This window comes from Pararhizobium sp. DWP1-1-3 (assembly GCF_049896125.1).
Classification (GTDB): domain Bacteria; phylum Pseudomonadota; class Alphaproteobacteria; order Rhizobiales; family Rhizobiaceae; genus Pararhizobium.
In genome coordinates, this window is the sequence record NZ_JAFCTR010000008.1 from 1 (window position 1) to 21,090 (window position 21,090).

Genomic DNA, 21,090 nt, shown 5'->3' on the forward strand with positions numbered 1-21,090 from the left:
CTGATGTAGGCGTCGCCGGTCGGCGAGGGTGATTTGCGTATAGCATCTGGACATGCCAAAATCTCCAAAGTGAAGCCATTGAAATTACTGGCATGTCGCACTTGGAAATAGAATGTACCCCGCTACATGGGTGGATTGCGTAATCTATCTTATGGAACTCACTCGCATTAGACGCGATGTCCCGGAGGGCTGGCAGTGGCGTGGCGCTTTGAAAGCGCCGGTAGCGACCGGCAATGCGCTCACAGTTCCGGGGGGCAGCCACGGTCTTGGTGCCTGTCGGGTCTTCCGCACCGTGTGCCCTATTAATCCCCTCGAAGTCATCCGTCGGGGACCCGTCGATGTCACTTGGTCCGCGCTTGGCGGCGGCGTCAACAACAGCCTCTCCCGTCCCGGCCTACGGCATCAACTGGCCGCCATTGACCTCGATGATCTGGCCGGTGACGTAGCCGGAGAGTGTGGGAGATGCGAGAAACAGATAGGCGCCGACGCATTCTTCCGGCGTGCCGACCCGTCCTTGCGGAACGGTCTTGCGCTGGGCGTCGAGCATTTCAGGGCTGGTATAGCGGTCGTGGAAGGGTGTTGCGATGACCCCGGGCGCGACAGCGTTGACGCGGATATCGTCGCCGGCAAACTCCTTGGCGTGCCCCCGGGTAATCGTCGAGACGAAGCCTTTGGACGCTGCGTAGAGGATGGCACCGTTGCCACCGCCGTTGCGGGCGGCGATCGAAGTCGTGTTGATGATGAAGCCGCCCTGCTTCTTCAGCCACGGGTGCGCGGCGCGGGTCGCAGCCAGCACGGAACGGGCATTGAGATCCATGACGCGCTCGTAATGCGCGTCGCTCATCTCGGCTGTTGCGACACGGCCGAGCATGCCGCCGGCATTGTTGATCAGCCCGTCGAGCCGGCCGAAATGACGGGCTGCCTCTTCGACCACACGTTCCGTCACGCCATCGGCAGAGACATCGCCCTGAACCAGAACAGCTTTGCCGCCCGTGCTTTCGACTTCCAAGAGGAGGTCGGCTGCCGCCTGCCTGCTCTCATTGTAGTGGATCGCGACACTGGCGCCCTGCGCAGAAAACGCACGGACAAGGGCCGCGCCGATACCGGTCGAGGCCCCCGTGATCAAGATCGTCTTGCCGTCGAGGTCGGCAATACCAACCCCATTCCATTGTCCTTGCAGGCCTGCCATTTCTCATCCTCGCGTGTCACGATACATGGCACGGAGAATAGCGTTTGAAACGCGATTGGCCAGTCCCGCTTGAAGGCGGTACGGACTGAAAGCAATACCGTCCGAAGGCGAACCTCCGGACGGTGGAGACATTGGCAGTCAGCGGCGGTGGAACCCGCCGCCTCCATGGAAGCCCCCGCCGCCGTGGAACCCGCCACCGCCGCCAAAATTACCGCCGCCGTGGAAGCCACCACCACCGCCGCCGCCGCCGCGCTGGAAATCGCCGCCGTCAAATCCACCCCGTGCCGGACGGCGGATCATGTCCTGCTGAAAGGCACGCTGATTGCCGATCTGACGTCCGGCACGGTCAAGGCCGAGATTGTCCGGCGCCACCGGGCGGACGCGATTGCTGTTGCGGTTGGCCAAAGGTTTGATGGCATCACGGTTCTGGCCGATTTTCTGCGCCGCATCCGGATGCTTGGCCGCGAAGTTCTCGCCGTGCTGTTTCAGATTGTCGGTCGATGGCTTCTGCACCGGGTCCCAGCCGTCCGGTGTATGCTTCTGCCACTGACCATTGTCGCGGCGGTAGACGTTGCCGTCACGGCCGGCATAGATGTCGCCGCCCTTGCCGGCTGCGACGAAACCATGATTGCCGTCGGAATTGCGCCAATGAACATTGCCGCCGGCCGCTGTCGTACCGCCGGCAATATGCGCGAAGTCCGAACCGTGCTTGACGTTGGCCGAGCCCCAGGAACCGTAGACATTGTGGCCGCCCCGCGCCATCACGCCGTTTCCGGTGCGCGGATTGTAGGCTGCAATGAAGCCACGCTCGCCAGCCGGACCTGAAACGGCACCGCCGCGAACATAGGTGCCGGTACGGGGATTATAGGCCGCCCCGCCCGCGATGCCGCGGTACGGACCATAGGCATAGCCGTAGCGCCCGAAGGTTCCGAAAGCCGGATTGTAGAAGGCGCCGACGCCATAGCTCACAGGGCGCGGGTAGTATGGGACGTAACCGCCGCCTGCCCAGCCGTAATCCCAGTAGTCGTCATAGGCCCAGCCGGTACCGTAGACATAGGTGTCCCAGGCCAGATAGGCGCCGAGATACCCCATGGTATAGCCGTACCAGACCGCATCCGGCTCGGTCTTGTAAACCCGCACATAGGTGACGTTGTAGACCGGCGAGGACGGCGGGATCTTGTAGATCTCATCCGGCACCGCCTTGGCGACTGCGAATGGGCCGGTGGGGCTGGCGCCCTCGAACCAGACACCATCCTTCAGGACGAAATATTTGTCGCCGACCTTGATGACCTGTTCGTTGGTATTGACCGCATAGGTGAGCGAGGTGCCGTCGATCGGTTCGAATTTCGGTTCGCCGCTATAGGAGACCTCGACCTTCACGGAGCCATCGGTGGAGACACGCGCCGTTTGCGGAATGCTGGCCTTCAGCCGCGCTTCGGCATTTTCCGAGGTGCCCGGCACCGATGCACGCACCGCATAATAGGGCGCGTCATCCGGAATGTTCTGGAAATCGGCTGGCAGGTCCGGTGTGGCGAATGTCCAGGGACCGTCGAGCGATGCCGCGGAAAACCAGCGGCCGGACAACAGGACGTACCATTGCTTGCCCTTTTCATCAAAGAATACGTCGCCAGCGGCATTCGAGGCCCCTTTCAGCGCGGTGCCCTTGACGGGCTCAAGCTTCGGTTTCCCCTCGAACTGGATCAGTTCGGCCGGCGCTTCCGAATAAACCACCTTCGGCAGTTTGTAGCCTTCCACCGCTGTCAGCGGGATGGCCGTGCGGGCCGCCTTCCAGCTGTCGTCGTCGGGAAGCTTCGTCAATGCGTCTGGAAGTGCCGCCGCGATCTGCCAGCCGCCCGCCGGGTCCTTGGAGGTCAGCCAAGTCTTGTCATCGCGCAAATAATAGCTCTTGTCGGCATCGGCCTGAAACAGGTCCCAATTGGTATTGACCGCGAAGGAAAGACCCGTCACGCCCTTGACCGGAGCAAGCACCAGCTTGCCGTCCGTCTGCAGCAAGATCGCCGGCGTCTCGCTGATGAAGATCGGCGGCGGATCGGATTTAAGCCCCTTCACATCCTCCATGCGCTGATAATCGGCAAGGCTGGCGGTCAGCCGTTCTTCGGGATAGGTCAGATTGCCTGTCGGCATCAGCTTGCCGACCTCAAGCGACAGATCCGAAATCTGGCTCCGGTCGAGCGCCGAGAAATTGATCTCCGTGGCTTTGATATTGCTGAGGATGACGGTACCTGCATCCGCATCGGACACCGTGTCGGCACTGACGCCGATGACGCCGAAGATCGGTTTTGCATCCTTGCTGGGTTTATATTCCGTGGCGATCAGCGCCGAGAGCGTGGAAAAATCCTTCCAGTCGGTGATCTGCGGCTGATAGAGGGTAATCTCGGCACCGCCGTCAGTCGTGTAGACCCTTGGCCAGCCCGGCCGGTCCGTCGTCGCGTCGGCCTGGTTGAGATACTTGCCGTTGACGAAACCCTGCTCACCCTTGACGGAAACCGCGCACCAGGCGCCGCTGTCGTCACATTCGCCGAGATCGACGGCGGTTCCCTCAACAAGCTGGCCAAGGCTACCAAACCCGGTGCCGGGGCCTGAGCGGAAGTTCACATTCGCCGTCGTGACCGCAGGTCCTGCCAGAGCGGAGCCGGCCGTCAAAGCGGCGGTCATTAACACAAAACCAAATCTCACCATCATTCTCATCCTTGTCATGGGCATCCAGTGTCGTCGCGCAGCGGGCTGTACTCGCGCGGAAACGGCTTTGAAGCCTTGCACGATGGGGCGCTGAAACAAGTACGTTACAGTTACTTTTATGAAATCTGGGGAATATGGAGTCGCGTCCTCGATACGGGATGCACCATTCACCCTACGGACCGCGGCCTCAGGATTTCTGCGGCGTCGCCTTTATAACGCCGATTTCGATCAGGTCGGTCATTTTGGGCGTGAAATAACGCGCGCTCATATTCTTGCGGAATGCGACGTCGAAATCGGCGCGGCCCGCTCCGAGGCTGGCGAGAGCCGATCGCGCCTCGTCCGTTCTGCCCAATTGCCCGGCGGCAGCGGCCTGAACCGCGTGAGCCACATAGTCACCGGAAATCTTCAACTGTTTCGAGAGCGCCAGCGCATCTTCGAAACGGCCAAGCCGGTAAGCATCCAGAGCGCGGGTCAACAGACCGTCGAATGCAGAATCCTGGTCCATCCACGCTGACCGCACAGCGAGGCCAGCGCCTTCTTCCCAACGTCCAGCGGTAAAAAGATAGAGCCCCAGACGTGCGGCGATATCGCTGTTGTTGGGATTAAGGGCCATCGCAGCATACCCCGTCTGGATCGCCGCCTGCATCTGACCCGAGCGAAACTGGCTGGTCATCAACGCATATTTGCTGCGGTCGGAAAATGGCGAGAGCTTTACCGCATCGGCGGCCAATCTGTAGGCTCGGTCGGAGGCATCGGTAGGGGCCTCTATCGGGTCCTTTGCGAGCAGGACAATTGCCAGTTCCGCCTTGGCCCCGGCGTCATTGGGCGCAATGGCCAGTGTTTGTTCCAGGCAGTTGCGAGCATCCGCCATCCCCGCTTCATCGCTTCGGTCCCCCGCCGTGATCGCTCTCAGGATGCAGCCGTTGCCAAGCGAGGGCGTGTTGAGTTCATGAAGTGTTTCAATGGTGTTGATGACGCCACGGGTCCCGACAAGCGTCCGTGCCAGCCGGTTCGCCAAGCTCTGGCTTGCCGGCACGGAAACCGGATCCGTCAGCATCCTCGATGCCGGACAGCAGCACCTCTCCGGTGGACGCATCCGTCACCTGCCACCAAGCAAAACCCTGGCTCCCCTTCCCATCGTATTTGAGAACGATACGGTAGTCTTCGGCCACCCGCTGGCCTCTGAGCGCCGATACGAGTTTCGGAGCAGTCCATTCGCCCAAAGACGCCGCCACCATATGATCGACGGTAGATGCGAGGCGAACGGTATGAAATTGCGAGATTGCCACCGTGAGATAATCCCGGAGCTTTTCAATGTCGCGTTCCGGCGTATCTCCGTCAGCACTCAACGCTAAGGAAATCAGCGGCTTCTGCCTCAAGGCATTTTGTTTCCAGGCGCCAAGACCTGTCGTCAGCGCATATGTGGCAATACCGATACCGATTAGCAACCAGGCCAAAGCGAGCCGCGTAGTGCCGCCCCAAAACCGCCGGCCCGAACCCTCCTCCACGCTCGCAGCCTGAGCCGGCAGATCCGGGGCTGCGGCTTCAGCCGGCAGGGAGGGCATTTCGTTGGGCACCATGCGGGTGAAGTCTGGAACATACCGGCCGCGAGGGAGATCAACGCGAATACCGGTGTCGCTTCCGTGTGCATCGTAGTATTGCGTCAGTGCGGCACGCAGCCGCGTCGCTTCGATGCGCACGATCGGGTCAACCGAGGGATCGAAATTTGCCGGACGGCCGAACACATCGACCGCGATCGCATACGCCTTGATCGCCTCCGCCCTGCCCTCGAAGTATTCGGAAGCGATGAAGCGGAGAAAATTTTTGTTGCGTTCGGGAGACTGAAAGCGAGTATCCGCCAGCAGCCGGTCAATCTCGGCCTGCGCCTCGGTCTGATCGATATGTTCGCAGAGTGATCGTTCGATTTGACGCTCGCTGCTCATACCTGCCCCCAAGCTTTCAACTCGAGGTCACATTAGCACACCGAATCGGCACAGCAGTCAAACGCTCTTTGCTGAAGAATCTCGGCCGTAAACGCTAAAAATTCCGTTGACTGTTTGAAAAGTGATAATTCGGCGTGGAAGTGCCTCACTTTGGAGCAGGCCAGAAAATCCATGCCAAACAAATAGATATGGCGGCTTATCGGCGCGGCTTGGTCTGCTCGGTCAGACAGATCTCGATCACTTCGCCTTCTATTTCGCTGCACAGCGTCTCGTATTCGCGGATGATCGCACGATCGACGTTGAGATCCTTCCTCAAGGAATCGAGCGTAGAGCTGGCATCGTGAAAAGCGTCGCAAAGAGTGAGCAGGCCTGCATTCCGCACACTGAGAAGCTGAAGCTGGCCGCGCAGGGCGGGCAACTTCAGCATGAGCTTCCACAAACCCCTCTGCGCCGTGTCTGTCGGCATCGATCTGGTACCTGGTTTGGCCGGCGGATACATATCCTGTGCGTTTTACCTGCTGCGTTAAGGCATGCCTCAACGATCAGCCCGGATTATGTATCGCCTTTTTCAGATCGGTGGGGAGTACGTTACGGTTACAATTGCATCGGCGGGGCATCGAGTGCCGGAGATGGATCGGCTGCGCCGAGGGCGGCAGCCGAAAAGGTGAAGGGAAAATCCCTTTAAAAATCCCAGTCGTCGTCCTCGGTCGCGACGGCCTTGCCGATGACGTAGGATGAGCCGGAACCGGAGAAGAAGTCATGGTTCTCGTCGGCGTTCGGCGATAGCGCCGAGAGGATCGCGGGATTGACCTTGCAGGCCTCCGGCGGAAACAGTGCCTCATAGCCGAGGTTCATCAGCGCCTTGTTGGCGTTGTAGTGCAGGAATTTCTTCACGTCCTCGGTCAGCCCGACGCCGTCATAAAGCGTTTCGGTATATTTGGCCTCATTGTCATAAAGCTCGAACAGGAGTTCATAGGCAAAGTCCTTGATCTCCTGCTGTTTTTGCGCGCTCAGCCGCTCCAGTCCTTTCTGGAACTTGTAGCCGATGTAGTAGCCGTGCACCGCCTCGTCGCGGATGATCAGGCGGATCATGTCGGCGGTATTGGTCAATTTTGCCCGGCTCGACCAGAACATCGGCAGGTAGAAACCGGAATAAAACAGGAAGCTCTCGAGAAAGACACTGGCGACCTTGCGCTTCAGCGGATCGGGATTGCGATAGTGTTCGAGGATGAGAGCCGACTTGCGCTGCAGGTGCTCGTTTTCCTCCGACCAGCGATAGGCGTCGTCGACATCCGGCGTCGAGCAGAGCGTCGAGAAGATCGAGGAATAGGAGCGGGCATGCACCGCTTCCATGAAGGAGATGTTGGAATAGACGGCCTCCTCATGCTGGGTGATCGCATCTTCCATCAGCTTTGGCGCGCCGATGCTGGTCTGGATCGTATCCAGCAGGGTCAGTCCGGTGAAGACGCGGATCGTCAACTGCTGCTCTTCCGGCCGCAGCGTCGCCCAGGATGGAATGTCGTTGGAGAGCGGCACCTTTTCCGGCAGCCAGAAATTCCCGGTCAGCCGGTTCCAGACTTCCAGGTCCTTGTCGTCCTCGATGCGGTTCCAGTTGATGGCGCGCACGCGCGAAACTGGCTTGATGGCGATGTTCATGGGCATGTCTTTCCTCAATAAATCTTACAGGGCGCCTGGCCCCCTCACCCTGCCCTCTCCGCACGGGGAGAGGAGAACCCCTCGCGCTAGCCGCTCGTCTCTTCTCCCCATCGGGGAGAAGGCGCCGGCAGTCGGATGAGGGGGGCTCCGGGCTCGAGCGTGACTGAAACGGCAGGGCCTCAAATCACAAACTGCACGACACGCAGCCCTGCACCTCGGTGCCGGACAACGCCATCTGGCGAAGGCGGATGTAGTAGATCGTCTTGATGCCCTTTTTCCAGGCATAGATCTGCGCCTTGTTGATATCGCGCGTCGTTGCCGTATCGCGGAAGAACAGGGTCAGTGAAAGGCCCTGATCGACATGCTGCGTTGCCGCCGCATAGGTATCGATGATCTTATCAGGGCCGATCTCATAGGCGTCCTGGTAATAGTCGAGATTGTCGTTGGTCATGAACGGCGCCGGATAGTAGACGCGTCCGATCTTGCCCTCCTTGCGGATCTCGATCTTCGAGACGATCGGATGGATCGAGGAGGTCGAGTGGTTGATATAGGAGATCGATCCCGTCGGCGGCACGGCCTGGAGGTTCTGGTTATAGAGGCCGCTCGCCATGACATCCGACTTCAGGGCCAGCCAGTCTTCCTGCGTCGGGATGTGGATGCCGGCGGTCTCGAACAGTTCGGCGACACGCCCGGTCGCCGGCACCCATTCCTTCTCGGTGTATTTGTCGAAATAGTCGCCGGAAGCGTATTTCGAGTTCTCAAAACCCTTGAAGCTCGACCCGCGCTCGACGGCGATCCGGTTCGATGCCCGGATGGCATGGTAGGTCACCGTGTAGAAATAGATATTGGTGAAATCGACGCCTTCGTCCGAGCCGTAGTGGATGCGCTCGCGGGCGAGATAGCCGTGCAGGTTCATCTGGCCGAGGCCGATGGCGTGGCTGTCGTCATTGCCTTTCTCGATCGACGGCACCGAGGAGATATGGCTCATGTCGGAAACGGCGGTCAGCGCCCGGATCGACGTCTCGATGGTCTTGCCGAAATCGGAGCTGTCCATCGCGGCGGCAATGTTCAGCGAGCCGAGATTGCAGGAAATGTCCTTGCCCATATGCTCGTAGGATAGGTCGTCATTATATTCGCTGGCCTCGCTCACCTGCAGAATTTCCGAGCAGAGATTGCTCATGGTGATGCGGCCGGCGATCGGATTGGCCCGGTTCACCGTGTCTTCGAACATGATGTAGGGATAGCCGCTCTCGAACTGGATTTCAGCCAGAACCTGGAAGAATTCGCGCGCCTTGATCTTCTTCTTGGAAATGCGGGCATCGTCCGCCATCTCGCGGTACTTTTCCGTGACCGAGATTTCGGTGAACGGCACACCGTAGACGCGCTCCACGTCGTAGGGTGAAAACAGATACATGTCCTCGTTGTTCTTCGCCAGCTCGAAGGTGATATCGGGCACGACGACGCCGAGCGACAGCGTCTTGATGCGGATCTTCTCGTCGGCATTTTCGCGCTTGGTATCGAGAAAGCGCATGATATCGGGGTGATGGGCGTTGAGATAGACGGCCCCTGCCCCCTGGCGGGCGCCAAGCTGGTTGGCATAGGAAAAACTGTCTTCCAGCAGCTTCATCACCGGAATGATACCGGACGACTGGTTTTCGATCTGCTTGATCGGCGCACCGGCCTCGCGGATATTGGTCAGCGACAGGGCAACGCCGCCGCCGCGCTTGGACAGTTGCAGCGCTGAATTGATGCCGCGCGCGATCGATTCCATATTGTCTTCGACGCGCAGCAGAAAGCAGGAAACGAGCTCGCCGCGCTGCTTCTTGCCGGCATTGAGGAAGGTTGGCGTTGCAGGCTGGAAGCGGCCGGAAATGATCTCGTCGACCATGTCGCGGGCCGTCGCCTCGTTGCCCTGCGCCAGCGCCAGCGCCACCATGCAGATGCGGTCTTCGTAGCGCTCGAGATAGCGTTTTCCGTCGAAGGTCTTCAGCGTGTAGCTGGTGTAATACTTGAAGGCGCCGAGGAAGGTCGGGAAACGGAATTTCTTGGCATAGGCGTGATCGTAGAGGTCGCGCACGAAGTTGAACGAATACTGGTCGAGAACCTCGCGCTCGTAATAGCCCTCGGTCACCAGATAATCGAGCTTCTCCCGCAGATTATGGAAGAACACGGTGTTCTGGTTGACGTGCTGGAGGAAATACTGCTTCGCCGCCAGCCTGTCCTTGTCCAGCTGGATCCTGCCCTCGTCGTCATAGAGGTTCAGCATCGCGTTCAGCGCGTGATAGTCAATCGCCTGTTCAGTGACCTTCAAAGGGCGTTCGAGCGTTGAGACGTCCAAAATCGTTCCAATCCATTGATGACATTGGCGACGTCCTCGTCCGTGCCCAGAAGCTCGAACCTGTAGAGGTACGGCACCCGGCATTTATCCGAGATGACATTGCCCGCGAGACCGAACGTCTCGCCGAAATTGCTGTTGCCGGCGGCGATCACGCCCCGGATGAGGGATCGGTTGTCCGCGTTGTTGAGAAAGCGGATCACCTGCTTGGGAACAGCCCCCTTGCCGTCATCGCCGCAATAGGTCGGCAGGATGAGGACGAAGGGTTCGCGCACATCGGGCGTTTCCGCGCCACTGCTGACGGGAATACGGGCCGATTTCAAACCGAGCTTGGCGACGAAGCGATGGGTATTTTCCGACAGGCTGGAATAGTAGACGATCAGGCCCATCGCTTGTCCACCCGCACTCAGGCCGCGCTCAGGACAGCGCGTTGATCTTGTCCGGACGGAATCCAGCCCAATGGTCCTGGCCCGCAATCACCACCGGAACCTGCTGGTATCCGAGGCCGATCACCTTCGCGAAGGCGTCCTCGTCCTTGGAAATGTCGACGACCTGATAGTCGATGCCTTCGCGATCGAGCGCGCGATAGGTCGCGGTGCACTGGACGCAGAAAGGCTTGCTGTAGACGGTAATGTTCATGATGGTCCTCGTGGTCTGTGATATTGCTGGCACACGAAAGGCTCCGAGCCGCTGCACGCGGATCCGATCGTGGGGTCTTGTATTGCGATACTTGCGGGAGGTTAGGCCTGCGCCGCCGATCCCGCATATCTTGGTCTGCGAATTCGATTGACTGACATGCCTTCACCCCGAAGCCTTTTTGGCGGGCATCGGAAGAACGCAATCCAAAGCGGAATCATTCCGCTGCACATCACGCGACCTTCCGGGCACCCCGCCCGTGGACGTTTTGTTCAATGCAGGTCTCCTGGCTTGCGGGTCGTGGCGTCCATTCCGTCTTCCCGAAGCCTGATGCTTCAGTGACCTGAAATGAAACAGACGCTCGCCGCTTACAGTTGCGGGGGCAGCTCCGGTTTTGCCTGCCTTTATGGCCAAGCGCACCGCATTCCCTCTTAGCCTCCCTACCTTGCGATTTGGAGGAACCTTTAACACTAGATATAGTATACGACAGGAAAATAACGTCAATGTGTAGACATCGGAAACATGCCTTGCGGTGCATATTTTTTGCAGCTTTGTGGATAATGGGGAGTTAATGCCCGCCACGGCAATCGGCTGTGGATAGTGGGGCAGCCGCCCGGGACAGTGGCCCCGGTATCAGTAATGAGCCACGCGCGTGGGCCGCCGGGCGCCCGTCTGGACCGGCCGGGACGACGAACCACCTATCACTCGGCAGCGGCAGCTGCACGGCGGCGGCCGATGGTGGCCTGGGTGAGCAGCAGCGCGCCGACGGCGCAGAGCGCGATGCCCGTGGCCATCGGAACGGCCGTGCCGTCGAAGAACACCGAGGCGATCACCATGGCGACGGCGGCGGTGACGAAATGCAGCGTTCCCATCAGCGACGATGCCGTGCCGGCGATTTCGCCGTGGTCTTCCAGCGCCAATACCGCACTGGTCGGAATGACCAGACCGAGAAAGCCGTAACCGACGAACAGGAACGCGGCCATCACCGGCAGCTGGTTGAAGCCGAGGCTCATGACGATGGCCATCGCCGCCATGGTCAGCGCGAAGGCTGCAACGGCGATGCGCATGACCCGGACGAGCCCAAACCGTTCGCCGAACCAGCCGGTCGCCTGCGATACCGCGAAGAACGACACGGCATTGATCGAGAAGGCAAAGCTGTATTGCGTCGGCGACAGGCCGTAATAGTCGATCAGCACGAAGGGCGAGTTGGCGAGATAGACGAGGAAGCTGGAAATGCCGAGGCCGCCGATGAAGGTCAGCGTCAGAAAATTCTTGTCCCTGAGCAGCAGGCCGTAGGCAGCCATGGCGCTGCGCAGGCCACTCCCGGCACGGTGCTCCCTCAGGCGGGTTTCCTGCAATTGCGTCGCCAGCAGGATGAGGCCGATGAAGGCGGCGATCATCACCGCCCAGAACACGCCGCGCCAGCCGTAGAACTCGATGACGGCACTGCCGGTCAGCGGCGCCAGGATCGGCGAGATGCTGAACACCAGCATCAACAGCGACATCAGCCGGGCGGCCTGCACGCCGGTATGCATGTCGCGAACGATGGCGCGCGGGATGACCATGCCGGCAGCTCCGCCGATCCCCTGCAGGAAGCGGAAGGCGATCAGCGTTTCGATATCGCTTGCCAATGCGCAGCCGATGCTGGCGAGCGCAAAGATGCCGATACCGATATAGAGCGGCGCCTTGCGGCCCCACATATCGGACAGGGGACCGTAGACCAGCTGCGCCACCGCAAAGGAGACGAAGAAGGCGAGCAGGCTCAGCTGCACGATATGGTTCTCGGCGCCAAGGTCCTGCCCGATCGAGGGCAGCGCCGGCAGGTACATGTCTATGGCAAACGGGCCGATGGCCGACAACAGGCCGAGGATGAGGGCAGTCCGGAAGAAGGAGGACGTCATGGGGGGCATCTTTCAGAAAACGGCCGCACAAAACCGGGTCGGTCTGGCGCCGCGTTGCTCTCAGGAGTTCACCGTGATCGTTGCCAAGGGCGCGCGGTGCTTGGGAGGACGCCTGCTTGGCAAGCCGTGTCAATATTATTGGACAGAGCTGTAAAATTAGACACCATTGTCTAAAACGTCAAGAGGCATTATCTTCGGCCGATGAAAACCAATCATGACACAGTGCCGAAAATGTCCGTGCATAGCCAGCGCGGGCAATGTGCCAAGCGCAAGTCCATTCTGGAAGCCGCCGCCCAAGTCTTTTGCCGTCAAGGCTTTACCGGCGCCAGCATCGACGAGATCGCCGCCGAAGCCTGCGTCTCGCGTCAGACCGTCTACAACCACTATCGCGAAAAAGAGAACCTGTTCACCGCCGTGGTCGAGGACGTGATGGACCGGGCAAACGCCATGCTGTTCACCACTCTCTCAACCTTTCCCGAGAAGCCGGACAATCTCGAAGACGATCTCGTCGCCTTTGCCGTGCGCCTCAGCCACAATTGCATCTGCAACCAGGATGGAAAATTCCTGCGCAAGCTGGTCCAGTCCGAAGGCGAGCGTTATCCGCACCTGTTCGAAAGCTGGCGCCAGCATGGCCCTGGCAAGATCGGCACGGCACTGGCCGCACTTTTTGCCCGGCTCGCCCACAAGGGCCTTTTGCAGGCAGACGATTTCGACGTTGCGGCGCGTCAATTTCTGGCACTGGTCAATGCCGACCTGCAGATGAGCACGCTGTTTGGCGTCACGCCGACGGAAGCAGAACTGGACATTGCGGCCCGCAATGCCGTGCGGACATTCATGCGGGCCTATGGGCCAGCGCAGGCAAACACGCTGGCTGTCAAGACGGCGTAAGTCCCGGCGTCAGCTGACACCGGTGATCATCGAGACGATCTCGTTCTTGTTGGTCTCCGCAGTCCTGCGGATGCCGATCTGTTTGCCACGCCTCAGAACGCAGATCCGGTCCGACAGCTTGAACACCTGATCGAGGCTGTGGCTGATGATCAGCACGCCGATATTGCGCGACTTCAGCGATTGCACGATTTCCTCGACCTTCGCGGTTTCCGCGACCCCGAGCGCCGCCGTGGGTTCGTCGAGCAGGATCAGCTTCTTTGCCCAGCGGGTGGCCCGCGCAATCGCAACGCCCTGACGCTGGCCGCCGGACAGATCGCGGATCGTCGCGTGCGCCGAGGGGATGCGCACGTCGAGTTCCTTCACCAGCTTTTCCGTTTCCGAAATCATCGTCTTGCGATCGAGCAGGCCGATGCCGTTGGTGAGTTCGCGTCCGAGGAACATGTTCATATAGACCGTCTGCTGGTCGGCCAGCGCCAGATCCTGATAGACCACCTCGATGCCGTGCGAGCGGGCCATGGTGGCGCTGGACATCGCGACCGTCTCGCCCTCGATGGTGATCGTGCCGGAGGACGGGCCATAGACGCCGGAAACAATCTTGATCAGCGTCGATTTGCCGGCACCGTTATCGCCGACGAGGGCAACGATTTCGCCGGGATAGATATCGAGCGAAAAATTCTCGATGGCGACAACGGCGTCGAAATTCTTGCGGATGTCCTTGAGCTGCAGCACAGGGGCCTGAGTGTTCATGGTCATTCTCCTATACCGGCCAGGATTGAGGTTCGCCGAAACCGTTCTCGATGCTTTCGACCTTCGGCAAACCCTTGGATATTCCAGACACGCCGACGACATAGGCGCGGGTGACAAAGGCCTGCCCGCGGAACCCGAAGACGGCGGTGTCGCCGGGCTTCGGCGCCTTCGGTCCACCAGCATCGATCATCGCGTAATAGTCGATGGCCGATGGTGGCGGCACTTCGACACTGCGCAGCGACGATGCCGCGACCGTCGGCTCGTCAGAGACGATCGCCTTGACGTCATAGTCCGGAAAGATCGGGTCGATGTAGAAGCCGCCGCCGAAGCAATACGCCTTGCCGGCGGACAGATGAGAGACCTCGGTGAGGTAGCAGACGGCTGGAAGCTCGGGCAGGTCTTCCACGACATGCAGCGCCGTCGTGCCGTGCAGGCCGTTGCCGGGCTCGCATTGCGTCGCCCCGGCATCGGCCAAGCCCTGCAAGAGAACCGAGGATGTGGTGCCCGGCGCGTTGACCTCAATGCCGGTGCGCCCGGCCTTCGCCAGCGCCTCGGCAGCCTTGGTCAGCGTTGCCAGATTGTGCGTCGGCAAAACCTTGCGGCTCTTGTGGTCGAACAGCAGCGCCGGAAACGTGGTGATCCCGGCAAACCGTCCGCCATCCAGCGCGTCGAAAGCATCGGCCACATCAGCGACATCGGCCGCATCGAAGCCGCCTTCATGGCCGCGATAGAAAGTATCCCCTTCGGCCTTGATGCGGGCAAGCAGGTCCTGCACATAACCCGCCGCCCTGGCGCCTTCAGCGGCTTCATTCGCCTTTTCATCGTTGAAGACGGTCCAGTAGTCCGGGCGGAAGGCAGCGGCAGCGGCTTTGGCTTCATGGCGGGCAACCTGCTGCAGATGACCGAGATGGCCGACGCGGAGGCCTGCCCGGTGGGTGGCGCGGGCGCAGGCCATGTCGACCGCAACGGACCGGTCGATGCCGCCCCGCTGCACGGCCGCGCAGAATGAACTGGCGCGGCCGACCTGCTTGGTCATGGCAAATATCTTAAGGCCGAGCCGGTCGGCCTCTGTCTTCAGCACACCGGCATTGGCTTCGACGGCATCGAGATCCAGCACATAGGCATTGGCCGGGATCTTGCCCTGCCGGTGCAGCGCGATCGCGGCTTCAAGGAGTTTCGGGTTGCGGCGGCGCAGAACGTCGAGAAACATGGGGTATCCTTTCTTCAGCGCAGCTTTTCGCGCAGCGATACGGCGACTGCGGCGAGAATGATAAGACCACGGACGATCATCTGGTCGGACACGGAAAGCCCCATCAGGATCAGGCCGTTGTTGAGCATGCCCATCATCAGCGAGCCGACGAGCGCGCCGACGATCGAGCCTTTGCCACCGTTCAGGAGCGTGCCGCCGACGATGACCGCGGCAATCACCGTCATCAGGTCGGTTTCGCCCAGCGTATACTTTGCCGCCTGAAGACGGCCGGCATAGAGCAGACCGGCAAGACCGGCGAGCGCGCCGCTGATCACCAGCACGGCAAGCCGGATGCGCGGCACGGGAATGCCGGAGACGCTGGCAGCACGGGCGTTGTCGCCGGTCGCCAGTACATGAGCGCCGAACCGGGTCTCACGGAAGATCAGATGCCCGGCGGCGATGGCAATGACCGTCCACCAGATCAGCGAGGGAATGCCGAGCAGCGTACCGGAGCCGAAGAAGCCGGTGAACATGCTATCGGTGACGGGAATGGAGCGCAGGTTGGTGAGCGACCGGGCAACGCCGGCAAACAGCCCAAGCGTTGCCAGCGTCACCAGAAACGATGGCAACCGGACATAGGCGACCAAAAGGCCGTTGACCAGCCCAATGGCAACCCCTGCCCCGACCCCGGCAGCGATGCCGGCGATCATGCCATAGGCGTTCATCGTAACGGCGGCAGAGAGCGCTGCGACCGCGACGGTCGAACCGATCGAAAGGTCGATCTCGCCAGCCGACAGCACGAAGACCATGCCGATCGCCATGATCGTGATCGGCGCCGTCTGCAGCACGATGTTGGAGAGGTTGCGCACCGTCAGGAACCCGCTGTCCTTCAGCACGATGGCGAAGAACAGGAAGATCGCCAGAAAGCCGACATAGACGACATATTGCTGGATATTGATGCGGCTGATCATGCTCATCGCCGGTTTGGCGGCATTGCTTGGGGCGCTGGACATAGCGGTTCCTCCGAAGAGCGGGGGTATGGGCGGGAACCCGTGGCTCCCGCAGGGCAGCGGCACGCTTCATGTGAAGCCGCTGCGACGATTTCAATCTGCGCCGGAGCGCGGATAGTTACTTGATGGCGTCGGCAATGGTGGCCGGAACATCCTTGTTGAGCGACTTCCTCCAGCCGTCCTTGACCGTGTCCTTGGTGACCGCAAGCGAATCCACCACCAGGAACGGCGCAGCCTGCTTGCCGACCAGCGATCCGGCCGCAGCACGCGCAGCAGTCACGCCGATATTGTAGGCTTCGTCGGCCACCAGCGCTGCAACTGCGCCGCCCTTGACCATGTCGAGCGCTGCCGGCTCGTTGAGATCGAGCGTGACGATCTTGGTGTGGGTGTTTCCGGCAGAGCGCAGGGTGGACAGCACGCTCAGCGCAGGCTCCGCCCAGGTCACGTAGATGCCGTCGAGATCGGGGTTCTGGGTCACCATCGCCTGGGCGATCTCTTCCGCACGGGCCGGATCGGCCATGCCCGCCTCGGCAGTGATCTTCATGTCGGGATAATCCTGCTCGATCGTCGACTTGAAGGCTTGGTCGCGCTGGTTGGTCACGTAGAAATCGGCATCATGGAAGATATAGCCGACCTTGCCCTTTTTGCCGAGCGCCTCGGCCATCGCGACACCGGCCTTGTGACCCATCTGGAACAGGTCGTCCGAGACGATGGTCACATAGTCCTTGCCCTGCACATAGCCCTGCGGCGAGTTATCGACAAAGGCGAGCTTGACGCCGGCCTTCAGTGCCGGATCGTAGATCGGCCCGGCGGTTGCCGGATCGACCGGCAGAGACAGGATGATCGACGGCTTCTTGGCAAGCACGGTCTCGACATCGGCCTTTTGACGCGCGGCATCGAAGCCGGCGTCCGTCTGGGCGACGACTTCAACACCCAGACGCTTGAATTCGTCCTGCGCGCCGCTGTTGACGGCATTGGTGTATTCGCTCATTTCGTGCCAGACGAGGGCGGCGGTGAACTTGCCGTCCTTGATCTTGGTCTCTTCATCCGGCGTCAGCGTGAAGCTTGCGGCCGGTGTCGGCTTTTCGCCATGCGGGCCGGTGGTTGCGCCATCGGCGGCAAACGCGTGGGTGGATAGAAGCGCGGCAACCAGCCCGGCCGGGATCATCGACAGCTTGTTCATCATCATTCCTCCAGAATTTTGGGTTGATGCGCGCCGGGCGGCTGTCTGCACAGCCCGGCGCAGCAGATCATTTGGCAGCGTCGAGGACTGACTGCGGCGCATCGCGGTTGAGCGACTGCTTCCAGCCTTCGGACACATCGGCCTTGGTCACGGTCAGCGCCGGGGCAACGATGAAGGCAGGCGTTTCCTGACCCAGCAACGCTTTCAGGCCGGTGGCGGCCATCGTCTGGCCAAGCTCATAGGCCTTGTCGGCAACAAGGGCTACGACATTGCCGCCCTTGACCATGTCAAGCGCTGCCGGTTCCGACAGGTCGAGCGTCACGACCTTGGTCTTGGTATTGCCAGCACCGCGCAGAGCAGAGAGAACACCTTCGGCCGGTTCGGCCCAGGTCACATAGATGCCGTCGAGATCCGGGTTCTGCAGCAGCATGGCATTGGCCAGTTCCTCGGCGCGGGCCGGATCGGAAATGCCCTGTTCGGCAACGATCCTGATATCCGGATAGTCCTTCTCGATGGTCGTCTTGAAGGCCTGGTCGCGCTGGTTGGTGACATAGTAGCTCGCATCGTGGAAGATGTAGCCGACCTTGCCCTTGCCGCCGATCGATTTCGCCAGCGCATCGGCCGCCTGCTTGCCCATCTGGAACAGATCGTCGGTGACGATCGCCGCATAATCGGTGCCGTGTTTGTAGCCGGCCGGAAGGTTGGAGAGAAAGACCAGCTTGGTGCCATCGGTCACGGCCTGCTTGAAGGCTTCGGCCGATGTCGTCGGGTCGAGCGGCAGGGCGAGAATGACATTCGGCTTGGCGGCAAGCGCCGTCTCGATGTCGCTGCGCTGACGGGCGGCGTCGAAGCCTGCGTCCGTGGTCACCACAACCTCGACGCCTGCCTTGGCGAATTCGTCCTTGGCACCGGCCGAAACCGCATTGATGAAGTCGGACGACGTGTGCCAGAGCAAAGCCGCCTTGTAGCCCTTGCCCTTCAAGGCGGCGATGTCGCTGTCGGAAAGCTTGATTTCAGCGCTCGGTGTTGCTGTTTCGCCAGCCGGACCGACGGTCTGGGCGTGGGCCGCGGTGATCATTGCACCAGTCAGAAGCGCGGCATTCAATAAAGTCCTGATAAGCATCTTTCTGTTCCCTTTTTTCAGATTATCGATGGTTCAGTTTCTCATTCCACGATGCCGCAATAGCGCGCCATGAAGGTGGCGAACGCCACGATCCCGGCGAGGTATTCCTCGACATCGACATGCTCCTCGAATGTGTGACAGTTGCTTATATCGCCCGGCGCGCAATAGACGGCAGGCACGCCGAGCCGGTTGACGAAGAACGGCGATTCCGACCAGAACGGCGCCCCATGGATCGCTCCCCGACCAGCCATTGCCTCGCCGGCGGCAGCGCAGAGCATCGAGACTTCCGGCAGGTCCTGATCGATTTCCGCCGCCGAACCGCCGAGTGCATGGTCGCGCCCGGCCGGATAGGAAATCTCCACTTCGATCTGCGGATCGGACACGGCGCCGCGGATGACACTTTCCAGTTCGGCCGCCGCGGTATCGAGTGATTCACCCGGCAAGAGCTTGCGGATCAGCGACAGCGTGCATTCTTCCGGCACGGCAATGAATCCGCCGCCCGAAAGTCCGGTGATCAACAGGAACCCGCGCCCGATCAGCGGGTGCTCGGCCCGCGCCGAAATCGCGTCCGAATGTTCCCACAACTCCGACATCACCGCATGGCTCGCCTTCAGCGCGTCGCGCCCAAGCTCCGGCACGCCGAAATAGGCGGATTTGCCGGTGATCTTTATATCGGTGATGAAGAAGCCGATCTGTGCCGGATAGACTGCCAGCTGGGTCGGCTCGACATAGACGGTGAAATCCGGCTTTGCCACCACGCCCGCCTCGATGCTGGCGGTATAATCCTTGATCCCGGCCGACACGCCGGTTCCCGGCTGGCCGCTCTCCTCGTCGCCGACAAAGGCAAAAGCGATGTCGCCTTTCAGTTGGATCCCTGCTTTGTCGAGCAGCGTCAGCGCTGCCAGCGAACTGCAGATACCTGCCTTCAGGTCTGCGGCACCCCGTCCCCAGACCTGCCCGTCGATAACAGGCGCGGCAAACGGATCTTCCCGCTCGGTGCCAGCCCAGTGCTCCCGCCAGCCGTCGACATGAACAGTGTCGGTATGGCCGATGAACAGCAGCCGCTTGCCGCTTCCATCGCCCTTGCGCTCGCCGCGAAGGTTGGGACGCCCCGGCAGGAAATCCGAGACATGGATGCCGTCGATCCCGCGCGCTTTCATCTGGCTTTCGAGAAAGCCGACGAAATTGGCCTCGTTGCCGGTAATGCTCTCGGCTCCGATGGCGCCGCGCAACAGGGCAATTGCGTCCTCGCGGTCGAGTACGGCGCGCAGTCTTTCCGTCAGGGCGTTCGACATGCTCATTGAAGGGCCTCCCGGAAGGTCACGGTTTCTGCCGGCGGCAGCGACATGCGGCTGTCGGGAGCATCGGCGCCGAACAGCGCATTGTGCAGGTGGCTGAGCCCGATCGCCGCAGCACCAACGATTGCCGCGCGCGGACCGAGCTGGCTTGCCTCGATATCGACGGGATAGGGGAAGCAGGTTGGCAGGAACTTGCGGATGCGCTCGATCAGTTCCGGACGCAGGCCGATCGAGCCGCCCATGATGACCTTTTCCGGATTGGCGATCGCCGCGATCGCGCTGATGCCGCGCGCCAGATATTTCGCCGTCTCGTCCAGGGTCGCGGACGCATGCACATCGCCACTCGCCGCCCGCTCGAAAATCGCCGGAACGGTCGCCGTCTCACCGGATGCTTTAGAATAATGCTCCATGATGCCGATCGAGGCGGTGACCCGCTCGAAGGCGCCGGTGCGCAGCGATTCCGGATCGAAAGGATCGGCGCCGAACGGCAGGAAACCCAGTTCGCCGGCAGCATTCATCGCGCCGCGCACCAGCTGCCCCCCAACCATCAAGCCGCCGCCGATACCGGTACCGACGGCGATGAAGGCGAGGTTGTCGATGCCCTGCCCCTGACCCAGCCAGTTTTCGCCGAGCACCGCAAGATTGACGTCGTTTTCCAGGATCACATCGATGCCGAGCGCCTTTTCGAAGGCCGCCGCGACGTTCATCGTGTCGAAATCGGCAATGTTTGGCGCCAGCAGGATGCGGCCGGTCTTGGCGTCCGGCGCGCCGGGTGCCCCGATGACGGCCATGCGGATGCGTTCGCGCGGAATGTTCAGATGGCTTGCCGCCTGCGCGCAGAGTTCGGCGATCTGGTCGACGACAAACTGGCCGCCCCGCCGGTCGGTCGCGACGACTTCCTCGGCAAATACCTGGCAGGCAAGATCTGCAATGGCGAGCCGGATTTTGGTGCCACCGAGATCGACCGCAGCAATATAGGCCGCATCCGGAACCAGTTCATAGGTGACGGCCGTGCGCCCGACATGGCCACTGGTGCGCCCGGTCTCTCGTACCCAATCATCCAGTTCCAGCTGGCGGACGATTTCCGAGATGGTCTGCTTGGAGAGCCCCGTCTGCTTGGAAATAGAGGCGCGGGAGATCGGCCCGTTCTGGATTATCGCCTCCATCACGGCCCTTTGGGAAAACTTCCGGGAGATGCGCAGGGTTTCGCTCACAGTCACCTCAATTAATTCGTTCTGTCACCGAACTATTGACCCGATTGGAATATGAGTCAACCGGAAAATGACCCGCGC

At 60.9% G+C, this 21,090-nt stretch carries 18 protein-coding genes and 1 riboswitch; of the genes, 1 reads left to right on the plus strand and 17 read right to left on the minus strand.

The features are described 5' to 3' along the window. Positions 1-394: 394 nt before the first annotated feature. From ACP7BS_RS17010 to ACP7BS_RS17055, 10 genes are all read right to left on the minus strand, one after another. Entirely contained in the window at positions 395-1,189 is a 795-nt protein-coding gene (locus ACP7BS_RS17010) for an SDR family NAD(P)-dependent oxidoreductase (protein ID WP_426239046.1), read from the minus strand. Between the two features lie 138 nt (positions 1,190-1,327). Continuing rightward, entirely contained in the window at positions 1,328-3,865 is a 2,538-nt protein-coding gene (locus ACP7BS_RS17015) for an SH3 domain-containing protein (RefSeq protein ID WP_426239047.1), read from the minus strand. A 211-nt stretch (positions 3,866-4,076) separates the two neighbouring features. Continuing rightward, a complete protein-coding gene (locus ACP7BS_RS17020) occupies positions 4,077-4,946 on the minus strand; it encodes a tetratricopeptide repeat protein (protein ID WP_426239048.1) in 870 nt (289 codons plus the stop codon). Beyond that, positions 4,849-5,832 (minus strand): hypothetical protein, encoded by a 984-nt coding sequence (locus ACP7BS_RS17025; protein WP_426239049.1) that lies wholly within the window; start codon positions 5,830-5,832, stop codon positions 4,849-4,851. Before ACP7BS_RS17025 ends, ACP7BS_RS17020 begins: the two co-directional genes overlap by 98 nt. Positions 5,833-6,028: 196 nt before the next feature. Continuing rightward, a complete protein-coding gene (locus ACP7BS_RS17030; protein ID WP_426233321.1) occupies positions 6,029-6,298 on the minus strand; it encodes a hypothetical protein in 270 nt (89 codons plus the stop codon). A 215-nt stretch (positions 6,299-6,513) separates the two neighbouring features. Then, the gene (nrdF, locus tag ACP7BS_RS17035; protein ID WP_426239050.1) at positions 6,514-7,488 is read right to left on the minus strand and encodes a class 1b ribonucleoside-diphosphate reductase subunit beta; all 975 of its coding nucleotides are present in this window, start codon (positions 7,486-7,488) and stop codon (positions 6,514-6,516) included. A gap of 184 nt (positions 7,489-7,672) precedes the next feature. Continuing rightward, entirely contained in the window at positions 7,673-9,826 is a 2,154-nt protein-coding gene (nrdE, locus tag ACP7BS_RS17040) for a class 1b ribonucleoside-diphosphate reductase subunit alpha (RefSeq protein ID WP_426239051.1), read from the minus strand. After that, positions 9,796-10,212 carry a class Ib ribonucleoside-diphosphate reductase assembly flavoprotein NrdI gene (nrdI, locus tag ACP7BS_RS17045; RefSeq protein WP_426239052.1) on the minus strand — a complete coding sequence of 139 codons (417 nt, stop codon included), beginning with the start codon at positions 10,210-10,212 and terminating at the stop codon, positions 9,796-9,798. The genes nrdE and nrdI overlap by 31 nt, the downstream gene beginning before the upstream one ends. Before the next feature lie 28 nt (positions 10,213-10,240). Beyond that, positions 10,241-10,462 (minus strand): glutaredoxin-like protein NrdH, encoded by a 222-nt coding sequence (gene nrdH, locus ACP7BS_RS17050; protein ID WP_426239053.1) that lies wholly within the window; start codon positions 10,460-10,462, stop codon positions 10,241-10,243. A 256-nt stretch (positions 10,463-10,718) separates the two neighbouring features. After that, positions 10,719-10,940: riboswitch (cobalamin riboswitch) on the minus strand. A gap of 220 nt (positions 10,941-11,160) precedes the next feature. Beyond that, positions 11,161-12,360, minus strand: a complete 1,200-nt coding sequence (locus ACP7BS_RS17055; RefSeq protein ID WP_426239054.1) for a multidrug effflux MFS transporter — start codon at positions 12,358-12,360, stop codon at positions 11,161-11,163. Between the two features lie 231 nt (positions 12,361-12,591). Between ACP7BS_RS17055 and ACP7BS_RS17060 the strand changes: the two genes are divergently transcribed. Further along, positions 12,592-13,248, plus strand: coding sequence for a TetR/AcrR family transcriptional regulator (locus ACP7BS_RS17060; RefSeq protein ID WP_426233330.1), 657 nt, complete (start codon positions 12,592-12,594; stop codon positions 13,246-13,248). Positions 13,249-13,257: 9 nt separating this feature from the next. On the opposite strand, the gene ACP7BS_RS17065 is transcribed toward ACP7BS_RS17060, so the two are convergent. The 7 genes from ACP7BS_RS17065 to ACP7BS_RS17095 all read right to left on the minus strand — a co-directional run bounded on the left by ACP7BS_RS17065 (position 13,258) and on the right by ACP7BS_RS17095 (position 21,012). After that, positions 13,258-13,995, minus strand: a complete 738-nt coding sequence (locus ACP7BS_RS17065) for an ATP-binding cassette domain-containing protein (RefSeq protein ID WP_426233332.1) — start codon at positions 13,993-13,995, stop codon at positions 13,258-13,260. Between the two features lie 10 nt (positions 13,996-14,005). Beyond that, the gene (locus ACP7BS_RS17070) at positions 14,006-15,205 is read right to left on the minus strand and encodes an alanine racemase (RefSeq protein WP_426233334.1); all 1,200 of its coding nucleotides are present in this window, start codon (positions 15,203-15,205) and stop codon (positions 14,006-14,008) included. A gap of 14 nt (positions 15,206-15,219) precedes the next feature. After that, complete coding sequence (locus tag ACP7BS_RS17075) at positions 15,220-16,197, minus strand: ABC transporter permease (RefSeq protein WP_426239055.1); 978 nt, start codon at positions 16,195-16,197, stop codon at positions 15,220-15,222. A gap of 115 nt (positions 16,198-16,312) precedes the next feature. After that, positions 16,313-17,383: a substrate-binding domain-containing protein gene (locus ACP7BS_RS17080; protein WP_426233338.1), complete on the minus strand. Its 1,071-nt coding sequence runs from the start codon at positions 17,381-17,383 to the stop codon at positions 16,313-16,315. A 61-nt stretch (positions 17,384-17,444) separates the two neighbouring features. Next, the gene (locus ACP7BS_RS17085; protein ID WP_426239056.1) at positions 17,445-18,500 is read right to left on the minus strand and encodes a substrate-binding domain-containing protein; all 1,056 of its coding nucleotides are present in this window, start codon (positions 18,498-18,500) and stop codon (positions 17,445-17,447) included. Positions 18,501-18,541: 41 nt separating this feature from the next. Then, a complete protein-coding gene (locus ACP7BS_RS17090) occupies positions 18,542-19,801 on the minus strand; it encodes a M20 family metallopeptidase (protein ID WP_426239057.1) in 1,260 nt (419 codons plus the stop codon). After that, positions 19,798-21,012, minus strand: coding sequence for an ROK family transcriptional regulator (locus ACP7BS_RS17095; RefSeq protein ID WP_426239058.1), 1,215 nt, complete (start codon positions 21,010-21,012; stop codon positions 19,798-19,800). The genes ACP7BS_RS17090 and ACP7BS_RS17095 overlap by 4 nt, the downstream gene beginning before the upstream one ends. Positions 21,013-21,090 lie beyond the last annotated feature (78 nt).

Excerpts from the sequence above, each read along its gene's own strand:
- ACP7BS_RS17010 (WP_426239046.1), bottom strand. The coding sequence starts at position 1,189 with ATGGCAGGCCTGCAAGGACAATGGAATGGGGTTGGTATTGCCGACCTC.
- ACP7BS_RS17015 (WP_426239047.1), bottom strand. The coding sequence starts at position 3,865 with ATGACCGCCGCTTTGACGGCCGGCTCCGCTCTGGCAGGACCTGCGGTC.
- ACP7BS_RS17020 (WP_426239048.1), bottom strand. The coding sequence starts at position 4,946 with ATGCTGACGGATCCGGTTTCCGTGCCGGCAAGCCAGAGCTTGGCGAAC.
- ACP7BS_RS17025 (WP_426239049.1), bottom strand. The coding sequence starts at position 5,832 with ATGAGCAGCGAGCGTCAAATCGAACGATCACTCTGCGAACATATCGAT.
- ACP7BS_RS17030 (WP_426233321.1), bottom strand. The coding sequence starts at position 6,298 with ATGCCGACAGACACGGCGCAGAGGGGTTTGTGGAAGCTCATGCTGAAG.
- nrdF (WP_426239050.1), bottom strand. The coding sequence starts at position 7,488 with ATGAACATCGCCATCAAGCCAGTTTCGCGCGTGCGCGCCATCAACTGG.
- nrdI (WP_426239052.1), bottom strand. The coding sequence starts at position 10,212 with ATGGGCCTGATCGTCTACTATTCCAGCCTGTCGGAAAATACCCATCGC.
- nrdH (WP_426239053.1), bottom strand. The coding sequence starts at position 10,462 with ATGAACATTACCGTCTACAGCAAGCCTTTCTGCGTCCAGTGCACCGCG.
- ACP7BS_RS17055 (WP_426239054.1), bottom strand. The coding sequence starts at position 12,360 with ATGACGTCCTCCTTCTTCCGGACTGCCCTCATCCTCGGCCTGTTGTCG.
- ACP7BS_RS17060 (WP_426233330.1), top strand. The coding sequence starts at position 12,592 with ATGTCCGTGCATAGCCAGCGCGGGCAATGTGCCAAGCGCAAGTCCATT.
- ACP7BS_RS17065 (WP_426233332.1), bottom strand. The coding sequence starts at position 13,995 with ATGAACACTCAGGCCCCTGTGCTGCAGCTCAAGGACATCCGCAAGAAT.
- ACP7BS_RS17070 (WP_426233334.1), bottom strand. The coding sequence starts at position 15,205 with ATGTTTCTCGACGTTCTGCGCCGCCGCAACCCGAAACTCCTTGAAGCC.
- ACP7BS_RS17075 (WP_426239055.1), bottom strand. The coding sequence starts at position 16,197 with ATGTCCAGCGCCCCAAGCAATGCCGCCAAACCGGCGATGAGCATGATC.
- ACP7BS_RS17080 (WP_426233338.1), bottom strand. The coding sequence starts at position 17,383 with ATGATGATGAACAAGCTGTCGATGATCCCGGCCGGGCTGGTTGCCGCG.
- ACP7BS_RS17085 (WP_426239056.1), bottom strand. The coding sequence starts at position 18,500 with ATGCTTATCAGGACTTTATTGAATGCCGCGCTTCTGACTGGTGCAATG.
- ACP7BS_RS17090 (WP_426239057.1), bottom strand. The coding sequence starts at position 19,801 with ATGAGCATGTCGAACGCCCTGACGGAAAGACTGCGCGCCGTACTCGAC.